Origin of the sequence: Streptomyces sp. TLI_146, assembly GCF_002846415.1 — a bacterium.
Taxonomy (GTDB): Bacteria; Actinomycetota; Actinomycetes; order Streptomycetales; family Streptomycetaceae; genus Streptomyces.
Window position 1 is genome coordinate 3,900,638 of sequence record NZ_PJMX01000001.1, and the last position, 12,881, is coordinate 3,913,518.

Here is a 12,881-nt window from a genome sequence, read left to right on the forward strand (position 1 = left end):
CCGCGACGGCGGTGGCGGCGCGGGCCCACACGCTCCGGTTGTTCGAAGGAAAGACGTCACCGTCGTACGGAAGGTTGCCGAACGGCCGTGCCGAACCGGGGTGAGCGATTCCGGCGAGGTGCGCAACCGGCCACTTTGCGGCCACATTTGCGCCTAGAGCCGACCATTCAAGATCACTTGGAGGTGGGGGGCGGGCGTGTTGTCAGTGGCAGGTGCGAGGATGCCCTCAGCACGACATGTGTGCCTGGTGGGGGGAATCACAAGGGCCTTTCCCTCCGTGCCCGGCACCCCCGCGCAGAAGGGACCGCCGAGGCGATGCAGATCCGGCTGACCGTCCTCGCGCCGCGCAGCGGCCACGCTGCGGCGCGCGCCTGCGACGTGCTCGTGACCGCGCCCGCCGGGACCGCCCTCGCGGCCGTCGCCTCGGGCCTCGCCACCGCCGCGTCCGGCTCCGAGGTGTCCAGCACGGTGGTGCTCTACGCGGGCCGGGAGCGCCTCGATCCCCAGCGCCGCGTGCTCGGCGAGCCGCCACTGGTGGACGGGGCGGTGCTGTCCCTCTCCGCCCCGGCCGACTCCTCCTCGTACGCGTACGAGGAGCACGAGGAGGCGGCCCCGGCCCGGCTGTGCGTGGTCGCGGGGCCGGACGCGGGCGGGGTCCATCTGCTGCACGGCGGCCAGATCCGCGTCGGCCGCTCGGCGGACGCGGACGTTCCGCTGGACGACCCGGATGTGTCCCGGCTGCACTGCGCGGTGACGGTCGGCGAGGGCGGCCGGGTCTCGGTGGCCGACCTGGGCTCGACGAACGGCACGCGCGTGGACGGCGCCCCGGTCGGCCCGCACCCGGTGCGCCTGCCGGTGGGCGCGCTGCTGCGCCTCGGTGAGTCCGCCCTGCGGCTGAGCACCGGCACCCCGGCCCCCGAGCCGCTGCCCACCGCGCCGGACGGGGAGGGGCACGTCCGGGTGACCCCGGCCGCCTCGCCCCCGCAGCCGCCGTCGGGACCGGTGGCGTACGGGGAGGGCGCCCCGGCGGCCGCGGAGGCCCCCCGGGTGCCGTCCCCGCGCGCGTCGAGCGACCCGGGCCCCGCCGGACACGGCCCGCCGACCCACGGCCCCACCACGCACGGCACGGGCTTCACCGGGGAGAGCGGCGGGCGGGCGCACGGGCGGGACGGCCAGGAGGGCTTGGAGCCGGGGCGTACGGAGGGCGGGTACGGCACGTACGGCGGCGTGTCCGGGCCGCAGGCCGGGAGCGGCCACGCGCGCGTGCCCGGGGCGCGGCGCACGGACGATGAGAGGGACACCCAGGGCGGCGACGACCAGGCCTACGCCCCCGGCTCCAGCAGGCGGGTCGGGACGCCTCCGCGCGGGACCCGGCTGCCGGAGGACGTCGAGCACGCACGCGTGGACGACGGGGCGCCGTCCCGGCGGCGCGGCGGGATCGGGGCCTGGGCGCGGCGGCTGACCGGAGGCCGCGGCGAGGACGTGCACGAACCGGAGCCCGCCGAGGCCGCGGCCGTGGTGCCGGGCGCGCCGCCCGCCCCGGAGCGGTGGCCCGACCCGGCCGCGCTGCTGCTGACCGCGCTGGGACCCGGGCCGCGGCTGTGGGAGCGCCGCCCCGGGCACCCGGAGGAGCTGGCGATCCGGGTCGGGACGGCGGACCGGGGCGAGCTCGCGGCCGTGCCGGTCACCGTGGGGCTGCGGGAGGCCGGCTCACTCGGGCTCGCCGGACCACGCCCCCGGCTGAACGGCCTGGCCAGGGCGGCCGTGGCCCAGCTCGCGGCGCTGCACGCACCGGCCGACCTGGAGATCGTCCTCATCAGCACGGAGCGCGGCCGCAGCCTCCAGACGCGTACCGCGGAGTGGGGCTGGCTCGGCTGGCTCCCGCATGTGAGGCCCGGGCACGGCCAGGACTGCCGGCTGCTGCTCGCGTACGACCGGGAGCAGGCCACGGCCCGGACGACCGAGCTGGTCCGGCGCCTGGACGACAGCCCGCTGGGTCCTGGCTGGGCGTCCGCCGACCCGGCCGCCGTGGCCGACGCGACCCGCCGCTACTCGGGTCCGTACACGGTGGTGATCGTCGACGGCGACCCCGGCTCGTCCGTGCTGCGCGAGACGACGGCCCGGCTGGCGTGCGCCGGGGGCGCGGCGGGCATCCATCTGCTCTGTCTCGCCGAGACGCCGGCCGCCTCGCCGGTGTCGCCGGTGGAGGCGACGTACGAGTCGGCGTGCGCGGTCTCGCTCCCCTTCCGCGAGTGCGGGGCGGCGGCGCTGCTCAGCGGGGACGTGGCCACGGCGCTGCGGCTGCTGCGCACGGCCGGGGGCCGCCCGGCCGGGCACGGCACGCTGGCGGTGGTGGACGCGGTGTCGGTGGCGTGGGCCGAGCGGTTCGCGCGGGCGCTGGCGCCGCTGCGGGCGGGCGACGGGACCACCGCGCCCGGGCGGCCGCCGGTGGCGCTGCCGCCCTCCTCCCGGCTGCTCGACGAACTGGGCCTGGCCCGGGCCACCCCGGCGTCCCTGATGGCGCGCTGGGAGTCGGCGCCGGACGGCGCGGTGGTGCTCGGCACCGGGCCGCGCGGCCCGGTCGGCGTCGACCTCGCCTCCGACGGGCCGCATCTGATGATCGAGGGACCGGCGGGCAGCGGGCGTACGGAGCTGCTGCGGGCGGTCGCCGCGTCGCTGGCTGCGGGGGCGCGGCCGGACCGGCTGGCGCTCGTGCTGGTCGACGGGGCGGGCGGGGAGCGCGGCGAGGGCCTGCGCCCCTGCACCGAACTCCCCCATGTCTCCACGCACTTGGTGGCCTCCGACCCGGTCCGTATGCGGGAGTTCGCGCAGGCGCTGGGGGCGGAGCTGAAGCGGCGGGCGGAGCTGCTCGGCGAGCTGGGGTTCGCCCAGTGGGTGGCGCGGCAGTCGCAGGAGGTGGCGGCGGAGCGGGCGGCCGGGCCGCGGTCGCCGTCCGCCGGCGAGGGGGACGTGGACGCGCCGTCCACCAGCACGCTGCGGCTGCGGCCCCTCGGGCGTACGCGTACGGAGGCGGGGCCGCCGCCCCTCGCGCGTCTCGTCGTCCTGGTGGACGACCTCGACGCGCTGGTCGCGCCCGCGCTCGGCAGCCCCGGGCGGCCCGCCGCGGGGTCGGTGGTGCGCGCGCTTGAGGCGGTGGCGCGGGACGGGGAGCGGCTGGGGGTCCACCTGGTCGCGACGTCGGCCCGCCCGGAGCGTACGGCGGACACGGAGCTGGCGCGGGGGGTGCGGCATGTGGTGCGGCTCGACGCGCCGCCGGTCGTGCCGTCGCCGGAGGAGCCGTCGCCGGGGCGGGGGCGGCTGCTCCTGTCGGACGGTTCGGTGACGCCGTTCCAGGGCGGGCGGGTCACCGGGCGGATACCCCGGACGGCGACGCTTCGTCCGACGGTGGTGCCGCTGGAGTGGGAGCGGATGGGGGATCCGCCGGCTCGGCGGCCGGTGCGGGAGCTGGGGAACGGGCCTACGGATCTGGCGTTGCTGGCCAGCGCGCTGGAAAGAGCGGGCCGGGTGGTCCACGCGGCGGCGCCGCCGGGCCTCTGAGCCCCCTCCCCAACTGGAGACTCGCTTCCCGGGGGCTACGCCCCCGGCCCCCTTTGCGGGGCCTGCGGCCCCTGCACCCCGCTTCGTTCGTCTGCGGACCGTGGGTGGCTGGTCGCGCAGTTCCCCGCGCCCCTAGGGGGTACGGGCGCGTGCGACGGCGAAGCCGAGCACTTCAGGGGCGCGGGGAACTGTGCGAGCAACCGACCACGGTCCGCAGACGAAGGAGGGGTCAGGGGCGCGGGGAACGGCGCGACCAGCCCACCACCGGCCCGCAGACGGACCCCGGGCCAAAAATGGGGCGCGGGGAACTGGGCGACCAGCCACCCACCGGCCCGCAGACGAATCCCGGGCCCTGACCCCACGTCACGAGCCCATCACGATCCCCCAGTTGGGAGCGATCGCGCTATTGCGGGGTACCCGCACCCGGCGTAGGACTGTCCGGACGGGACGACCTCGGCGGCGGGAGGCGGCAAGTCATGCGTACAGGCATGCGTAGAGGCACGCGTACGGGTCGGAAGCTGGTCGGGATGGCCATCGTCGGGGCGCTCGCCCTCACCGCCACCGCCTGCGGGGACGACAAGAAGGACGACGACGGCGCGAAGCCGGAGAAGAGCAGGTCCGGCAGCCCCGCGGGAGCCGTCGCCCTGCCCCGGCTCGACGGGCAGAAGATCGAGGTCGCCGCCGTCTGGACCGGACCCGAGCAGGCCAACTTCGTCAAGGTGCTGAAGGAGTTCGAGCACCGGACCGGCGCCACCGTCACCTTCGTCCCCGCCCAGGACCCCATCGTCAACTTCCTCGGCACCAAGATCGCCGGTGGCAGTCCGCCCGACGTGGCGATGCTGCCGCAGGTCGGGGCCATCCAGCAGGCCGTGCAGAAGAAGTGGGTCAAGCCCGTCGGGCCGGAGGCCAAGGCCCAGCTCGCCAAGAACTACTCCAAGGTCTGGCAGGACCTCGGCGCGGTCGACGGCACCCAGTACGCCGTGTACTTCAAGGCCGCCAACAAGTCCCTGGTCTGGTACAACAGCAAGGTTTTCGAGACCGCCGGCGCCCAGGTGCCGAAGACCTGGAAGGACTTCCTCGCCACCGCCGACACCGTCTCCGCCTCCGGCGTCACCCCCGTCTCCGTCGGCGGCGCCGACGGCTGGACCCTCACCGACTGGTTCGAGAACGTCTACCTCTCCCAGGCGGGGCCCGAGAAGTACGACCAGCTGGCCAAGCACCAGATCAAGTGGACGGACCCGTCCGTCAAGGACGCCCTGACCACCCTCGGCCAGCTCTTCGGCAAGCCCGACCTCATCGCCGGCGGCGCGACCGGCGCCCTCCAGACCGAGTTCCCCGCTTCCGTCACCCAGACCTTCACCGGCGGCGAGCAGCCCAAGGCAGCGATGGTCTTCGAGGGGGACTTCGTCGGCGTCAACATCGCGCAGGCCGGTGCGAAGGTCGGCACCGACGCCAAGGTCTTCCCCTTCCCGGCCGTCGGCGCCACCGCGCCCGTCGTCACCGGCGGGGACGCCGCCGTCGCCCTCAAGGACACCAAGGGCGCCCAGGCCCTGCTGACCTGGCTCGCCTCCCCGGACGCCGCCAAGGTGTGGGCCGCCGCGGGCGGCTACATCTCGCCCAACAAGGCCGCCGACCTCGCCGCGTACCCCAATGACGTACAGCGTGACATCGCCAAGGCGCTGATCGCGGCCGGGGACGACGTGCGGTTCGACATGTCCGACCAGGCGCCGCAGTCCTTCGGCGGAACACCGGGCAAGGGCGAGTGGAAGGACCTCCAGGACTTCCTGAAGAACCCGAAGGACGTCGCCGGTGCGCAGGCCAGGCTGGAGGCCGACGCGGCCGCGGCGTACAAGAGCTGACCGGGCCGCCCGCCGTGACCGCCGCCCCCGCGCCCGCCCCCCGCGCCCGCAAGAGCGTGACCGGAACGCGCACCTACCTCGCCGCCGGGTTCCTGCTGCCCGCGCTCGTCCTGCTCGGCGCGCTCGTGGTCTATCCGATCGGGTACTCCGTCTACCGCTCGTTCTTCGACCAGTCGGGCGACGGCTTCGCCGGGGTCGACAACTACAAGACCCTCTTCACCGACGACACCATCCTGACCGCCGTCGAGAACAACGCGATCTGGGTGGTCTGCGCCCCGACCGTCGCCACCGTACTCGGGCTGATCTTCGCCGTACTGACCGAACGGGTGCACTGGGGAACGGCGTTCAAGCTGATCGTCTTCATGCCGATGGTGATCTCGATGCTCGCCGCGGGGATCATCTTCCGGCTGGTGTACGAGCAGGACCCGGACCGGGGTGTTGCCAACGCCGTCTGGGTGGGCGTGCACGACACGTTCGCCGAGTCGGCCGGGTTCCCGCGGGCCCATCCGCTGCCCGCCGCCCCGCTCAAGCCGGGCGGCGGCGGCTCCTTCGTGACCAAGGACGCGGTCCGCGCCGGGCAGCCCGCGCTGCTGCCGCTCGTCGGGGTCGCCGCCGACAAGATGCCGTCGTCCGCGAAGGCGGCGAAGGCTCCGGCCGCCGAGCCCGGCGAGATCACCGGCACCGCCTGGCTCGACTTCACCAAAGGGGGCGGCGGCACCCCCAACACCATCGACTCCAAGGAGCTCGGCCTCAAGGGCCTCAAGATCGAAGCGGTACGGGAGGGTCGGGTCGTCGCCACCGCCACCGCGCGCGCCGACGGCACGTTCACCCTGCCCGCCAAGGCCGACGGGGCCCAACTGCGGCTGCCCCGCGGCAACTTCCGCGAGCCCTACAACGGCGTGAACTGGCTCGGCCCGACCCTCGTCACCCCCGCCATCATCGGCTCGTACATCTGGATGTGGGCCGGGTTCGCGATGGTGCTCATCGCGGCCGGGCTCGCGGGGCTGCCGCGCGAACTGCTCGAAGCGGCGCGGGTGGACGGCGCCAACGAGTGGCAGGTCTTCCGGCGGGTGACCGTGCCGCTGCTCGCGCCCGTCCTCGCCGTCGTCCTCGTCACGCTGATGATCAACGTGCTGAAGATCTTCGACCTGATCTTCATCATCGCGCCTGGCTCCAGCCAGGACGACGCCAATGTGCTGGCGCTCCAGCTCTACCGCTCCTCGTTCGGCACGGACGCGGACCTCGGCGTCGGCAGCGCGATCGCGGTCCTGCTGCTGGTCCTGGTCGTACCGGTGATGTTGTTCAACATCCGCAGGATGCGGCGGGAGGCCCGGCGATGACGGCGATGACCACGACGGTGACGGCGTCGGGAGCCGTCAAGGCCAGGCAGTCCCTGCCCGCCCGGATCGCCGCCCGGGCCGGCGGCGGCGCGTTGCGCGTCTTCCTCGTCCTCGTCGGGCTCTTCTGGCTGATGCCCACCGTCGGACTGCTGCTCTCCTCGCTGCGCAGCCCCTCCGACATCGCCTCCACCGGCTGGTGGAAGATCTTCAGCGAGCCGTCCCAGCTCACCTTCCACAACTACTCCAGCCTGCTGGACAACAGCACGATCACCGACTCGCTCCTGTCCACCGTCGTGATCACCGTGCCCGCGACCGTGCTGGTCGTCGTCATCGGCTCGTTCGCCGGATACGCCTTCGCCTGGATGGACTTCCCCGGCCGCGACTGGTGGTTCATGGTCGTGGTCAGCCTGCTGGTCGTCCCGGTCCAGGTCGCCCTGGTACCGGTCGCCAAGCTCTTCGGCAAGATCGGGATCTTCGAGACGACGGTCGGTGTCATCACCTTCCACGTCGCCTTCGGCCTGCCCTTCGCGATCTTCCTGCTGCGGAACTTCTTCGCGGAGATCCCCCGGGAACTCCTGGAGGCCGCGCGGCTCGACGGGGCGGGCGAGATCCGCCTGTTCACCCGGGTCGTACTGCCGCTGGGCGGCCCGGCGATCGCCTCGCTCGGCATCTTCCAGTTCCTCTGGGTCTGGAACGACATGCTGGTGGCGCTGATCTTCGCGGACTCCAAGCACCCGCCGATCACGGTCGCCCTCCAGCAGCAGGTACGGCAGTTCGGCAACAACATCGACGTCCTGGCGCCCGGCGCCTTCGTGTCCATGGTCATTCCGCTGGCCGTCTTCTTCGCCTTCCAGCGCCAGTTCGTGTCGGGGGTGATGGCGGGCGCCGTCAAGTGACCGGCGTCAAGTGACCGACGTCAAACGGGCAAGCGGCCCACGTCAAACGGGCGCCGCGGCTTTACCCCGTCTGCCGCCACCGGCGTAACCCGGTCGCGCCATCCGCCGTTCTACGGGCCATGCCCCGGTTCAGCGTGATCGTTCCCGTGTACAAGGTCCAGGCCTATCTCCACGACTGCCTGGGCTCGGTGCTCAGCCAGTCGTACGACGATCTGGAACTGATCGCGGTGGACGACTGCTCACCGGACGCGTGCGGCGCGATCATCGACGAACACGCCGCCCGCGACCGCCGCGTCACCGCTGTGCACCTGGACACCAACACGGGCCTGGGCCCCGCCCGCAACGCCGGACTGGCCCACGCCACCGGCGACTACGTCGTCTTCCTCGACGGCGACGACACCCTCACCCCGGGCGCCCTCCAGGCCGTCGCGGACCGGCTCAAGGAGACCGGCGACCCGGACGTGCTGCTCTACGACTACGCGCGCACGTTCTGGTCGGGCGAGCGGGTCCGCAACAAGTCGGCCGCCCAGCTCGCCGAGGCCGGGCCCGCCACCTTCCGGCTCGCCGACCGGCCGGGGTTGCTCAAGCTGCTCAGCGTGGTGTGGAACAAGGCGTACCGCCGCGAGTTCATCGAGGAGCAGGGCTTCAGCTTCACGCCCGGCTTCTACGAGGACGCGCCCTGGACGTACCCGGCGCTGATGGCCGCCGACTCGCTCACCACGCTCGACCGGGTCTGCGTCCACTACCGCCAGCGCCGCCAGGGCAGCATCCTGTCGACCACCAGCCGCCGCCACTTCGACCTCTTCGACCAGTACGACCGGGTGTTCGCGTTCATCGACGCGCGCCCCGAACTGGCCCCGCTGCGGCCGCTGATCTTCCGCAAGATGGCCGACCACTTCCTGACCGTGTTCACCACCCGGGTGCGGCTGCCGCGCGGCAGCCGCGCCGAGTTCTTCCGCCGCGCCCGCGCCCAGTACCGCCGCCACCACTCCCCCGGCGGCGGCCCGCGCACCCTCCGCGTCCGGGTGCGGCACGGCCTGGTCCGGCTCGGCGCCCACCGCACCTATCTGGGACTGGGGGCGCTCAGCGCGCTGCGCGCCCGCGCGGGCCGGCCACTGCGCGCGCTCGGCCGGGCGCTGCGCTCCGGAGTGCTCCACGTGCACTACCGGGTCCAGCGGCGGCTGCCGGTGCGGGAGGAGGCGGTCTTCAGCGCGTACGGGAACCGGGGGTACACCTGCAACCCGGCCGCGATCGAGGCGAAGGTGCGCGAGCTGGTGCCCCGGGTGCGCACCACATGGGTGGCGGCGCCCGCGCACCTGCACACCGTGCCGCCCGCCACCCGCAAGGTCGCGCCGGACACCTTCGCGTACTGGACGGCGCTCGCCCGTGCCAAGTACCTGGTCAGCAATGTGGAGTTCGACGGCCGGCTGGTCAAGCGGGACGGCCAGGTGCTGCTCCAGACCCATCACGGCACCCCGCTCAAGACCATGGGCCTGGACCTGATGGACCGCCCGGCCGCCTCCCGCGACACCGACTTCGCGCATCTGGTCGCCCGCAGCGACAAGTGGGACTTCAGCCTCTCCGCCAACCTCCACTCCACGCTCACCTGGGAGCGCACCTACCCCTCGGGCTACACCACGCTCGAATACGGCTACCCCCGCAACGACGTCTTCCACGAGGCGAGCGCCGCGGACGTGGCCCGGTTCCGCGACGCGCTGGGCATCCCCGCCGACGCCACCGCCGTCCTGTACGCGCCGACCCACCGCGACTACCGGCGCGGCCAGCACCGCCCGCTCGACCTGGAGCGCGTGGCCCGCACGCTCGGCCCACAGGTCGTCCTGCTCACCCGCGCGCACTTCGCGTACGGGGCGCCGCTGGCGGACGAGGACGTACACCCCCGGATCATCGACGTGAGCGGCCACCCGTCGGTCGAGCAGCTGTGCCTGGCCGCCGACGCGCTGATCACCGACTACTCGTCGCTGATGTTCGACTACGCCAACCTGGACCGCCCGATCGTCATCCACGCCGACGACTGGGAGGCGTACGAGGCGGCCCGCGGCACCTACTTCGACCTGCGGGCGTTCCCGCCGGGCGCGGTCGCCCGCACCGAGGACGAGCTGATCGACATCTTCACCACCGGCCACTGGCGCGGCTCCCGCTCGGCCCAGCTGAGGTCCGCGTTCCGCTCCCGCTTCTGCCCGTACGACGACGGGCACGCGGCGGAGCGGGTGGTGCGGCGGGTGTTCCTGGACCAGAGCGGCTCCCTGCCCCCGGTGGTCCCGGTCGAGGACCGCCGCCCGGCCCCGTCCGCGGCCCTGCCGGCCAGCGCGGTCCAGCGGGAACTGGCGGGCCTGGTGTAGCACCCGTATCCCTCCGCCGCCGCTGTGGGCAATCGTGCCGCCCACCTCCTCCCCCTCCCCCCCCCGCCGCTGTGGGCAATCGTGCCGCTAAGGGCGGCACGGGTGGGCACAGCGGCACCCCCGTCCCGCCGGGCTGCGCAACCCCCGCCCTGACCTCGCTCCCGCCGGTGGGGCCTTTGTCTGCGGACCGTGCGTGGCTGGTCGCGCAGTTCCCCGCGCCCCTTGTAGGGCCTTCGGCCCCCGAAAAGAGGACCCGTTGCCCCGTTTCACCGTCGTCGTCCCCGTCCACGACGCCCGCGGACTGCTCCGCGACTGCATGGAATCCGTGCTGCGGCAGCGACGCGCCGACATCGAGATCATCGGCATCGACGACGGCTCGGCGGACGGCTCGGGGCGCCTGCTCGACGAGCTGGCCGCCGCCGACCCCCGCGTCCGGGCGGTCCATCTGGCCGCCCCCGTCAGCGCGGGCGAGCGCCGCGACGCCGGGGCCGGGCAGGCCCGCGGGGAGTACCTGCTCTTCCTGGAACCGGGCCTGGTCCAGCTCCCCGGCGCGCTCGACGCGATCGACGCGCGCCTGAAGGCCGCCGGGGACCCGGACGTCCTGCTCTTCGGCCATCTGCGCACCCCCTTCCTCGGCACACCCGAGCCGACCCGCTCCCTCGACGTGCTGCGCGCCGCCGGGGACGCGGTCACCACGGCGTCCGCCCGGCCGGACCTGCTCGGGGTCGCCCCGGTGAGCTGGAACCGGGCGGTGAGGCGGGAGTTCTGGCGCGACGGGGGCCTCCGGTTCGGCCCGGGCGAGCGGGCCGAGGCGATGTGGGCGCTCGGCTCACTCGTCGCGGCCGGATCCGTGGCCGCCCTCGCCACCCCGTGCGTCGACCACCGCCAGCAGCGCCCGCTCCCGGGCGCGCCCCGGGACCGCCGCGAGATCGTCACCGCGTACGACACCCTGCTCAAGGACGTCGCCGCCCGCCCCGGCACCGAGCCCCTGCGCGGGCCCCTGTACGCGTTGGCCGTACGGGAGTTGCTGAAGACATACGCGGGGGTGCGCGGGCACCGGCGGGCGTATGTCCGGGCCGTGGCCGCCTTCAGCCGGGCCCACCGGCCCGCCGGGCACCGGGCGGGCGGCGGCCGGTCCGGGGTGCGCGGGCGGCTGCTCACCGAGGGCCGGGCCCGCACGCTGGCCGCGCTCGACCGCGCCCTCGCGGCCCGCCGCGGACTGCGCTCGCGCGCCCGCGCCCTGCGCAAGTCGGCGCTCCGCACGGCGTTCCGGCACTACTACCGCCTCCAGCGTCTGCTCCCGCTCGATCCCGGGCTCGCGGTGTACGCCTCGTACTGGAACCGGGGCGTGAGCTGCAACCCGGCGGCCGTCCACCGCAAGGCCGCCGAACTCGCCCCGCACATCAAGGGCGTGTGGGTGGTCGGCAAGGCGCAGGCGGCGGACGGGCACGCCTTCGTGCTGCCGGAGACCCTGGCGTACTGGCGGCTGATGGCTCGTGCCACGTACTTCGTCAACAACGTCAACTTCCCCGACCACCTGGTCAAGCGCCCGGGTCAGGTGCACCTCCAGACCCACCACGGCACCCCGCTCAAGCGCATGGGCCTGGACCAGCTCGCGCACCCGGCCGCCGCCAAGGGCTTCAGCTTCCGCCGGTTCCTGGGCCGCGTCGACCGCTGGGACTGGTCGCTGTCCGCCAATCCGCACTCCACCGAGACCTGGTCGCGTGTCTACCCGAGCGCGGTGCGGCACCTGGAGTCCGGCTATCCGCGCAACGACGTGTACGCGACGGCGACCGCCGAGTCCGTCGCCGCCGTCCGCCACTCCCTCGGCATCGCGCCGGGCCGCCGCGCGATCCTGTACGCGCCGACCCACCGCGAGTACGAGCGCGGCTTCTCCGCACCCCTGGACCTGGTCCGCGTCGCCGACGCGCTGGGCCCGGACACCCTGCTGCTGGTGCGCGCCCACTACTTCCACGCCTCGGCCGGGCTGCCGGAGCACCCCGGGCTGCTCGACGTCTCGGCGCACCCCCGGGTCGAGGAGCTGTGCCTGGCGGCGGACGCGCTGGTCACGGACTACTCGTCGGTGATGTTCGACTACGCCAACCTGAACCGTCCGATCGTCGTCCACGCCCCCGACTGGGAGGTGTACCGCACGGTCCGGGGCGTCACCTTCGACCTCCTGTCGGGGCGCCCGGGAGACACCCCGGGCGCGGTCACCACCAGTACGGACGAGCTGATCTCCTGCTTCCGGGAAGGCGGTTGGGACAGCCGCGCGGCCGCCGGGCTGCGGGCGGCGTTCCGGGAGCGGTTCTGCCCGTACGACGACGGGCGCGCCGCCGAGCGCGTGGTGCGCACGGTGTTCCTGGGCGAGCCGGCCGACGCCCTGGCGCCGGTGGAGCCGGCCCGGCGCCCGGTCCCGCCGCAGCCGGGCGCGCGCCGGGTCAGCCCTGCTGGCCGGCCATCACCGTGACCAGCCCGACGACCACGAGCAGCGAGCCCGCCCACGTCCACACCGACGTCCGCTCGTGCAGCACGGTCGAGCTCGCCAGGACGATCAGCAGATACCCCAGGGCGTTGAACGGGTACGCGATGGACAGCGGCACCCGGGCCAGCGTCGACATCCAGGCGACGGCCGAGACGGCGAAGACGACCAGGCCGACCACGATCCACGGACTGGTGGCGGCCCGCAGCGCGATCGAGCCGCCGCCCCGCTCCACGGCCGCGGCAGCGGTGCGCATGCCGTGCTTGAGCATGATCTGACCGCCCGCCGAGGAGAACACCGCGAAGAGCAGCAGGACGAGGCTGGACAGGTTCAACGTCCTTCTCCTGACCGGGACTTCGGCTGATACTTCGGCCGGGACTTCGGCC

Annotated in this window: 7 protein-coding genes; 6 read left to right on the forward strand and 1 reads right to left on the reverse strand. The window is 74.1% G+C overall.

Going from position 1 to position 12,881, the window contains the following annotated elements:
• Window positions 1-315: 315 nt before the first annotated feature.
• The 6 genes from BX283_RS17640 (at window position 316) to BX283_RS17665 (ending at window position 12,483) form a co-directional block, all read left to right on the forward strand.
• Complete coding sequence (locus BX283_RS17640) at window positions 316-3,558, forward strand: FtsK/SpoIIIE domain-containing protein (RefSeq protein WP_101388543.1); 3,243 nt, start codon at window positions 316-318, stop codon at window positions 3,556-3,558.
• Between the two features lie 527 nt (window positions 3,559-4,085).
• A complete protein-coding gene (locus BX283_RS17645; protein ID WP_257583031.1) occupies window positions 4,086-5,417 on the forward strand; it encodes an ABC transporter substrate-binding protein in 1,332 nt (443 codons plus the stop codon).
• Window positions 5,418-5,431: 14 nt separating this feature from the next.
• The gene (locus BX283_RS17650) at window positions 5,432-6,757 is read left to right on the forward strand and encodes a carbohydrate ABC transporter permease (protein WP_257583033.1); all 1,326 of its coding nucleotides are present in this window, start codon (window positions 5,432-5,434) and stop codon (window positions 6,755-6,757) included.
• 5 nt (window positions 6,758-6,762) lie between these two features.
• On the forward strand, window positions 6,763-7,653 hold the full coding sequence (locus BX283_RS17655; protein ID WP_180357459.1) for a carbohydrate ABC transporter permease: 891 nt from the start codon (window positions 6,763-6,765) through the stop codon (window positions 7,651-7,653).
• A gap of 119 nt (window positions 7,654-7,772) precedes the next feature.
• Entirely contained in the window at window positions 7,773-10,013 is a 2,241-nt protein-coding gene (locus BX283_RS17660) for a bifunctional glycosyltransferase family 2 protein/CDP-glycerol:glycerophosphate glycerophosphotransferase (RefSeq protein WP_101388546.1), read from the forward strand.
• Between the two features lie 256 nt (window positions 10,014-10,269).
• On the forward strand, window positions 10,270-12,483 hold the full coding sequence (locus tag BX283_RS17665) for a bifunctional glycosyltransferase family 2 protein/CDP-glycerol:glycerophosphate glycerophosphotransferase (protein ID WP_101388547.1): 2,214 nt from the start codon (window positions 10,270-10,272) through the stop codon (window positions 12,481-12,483).
• Here BX283_RS17665 and BX283_RS39810 read toward each other — a convergent pair.
• Entirely contained in the window at window positions 12,455-12,829 is a 375-nt protein-coding gene (locus BX283_RS39810; protein ID WP_180357182.1) for an EamA family transporter, read from the reverse strand. The two genes, BX283_RS17665 and BX283_RS39810, sit on opposite strands and share 29 nt — an antisense overlap.
• Window positions 12,830-12,881 lie beyond the last annotated feature (52 nt).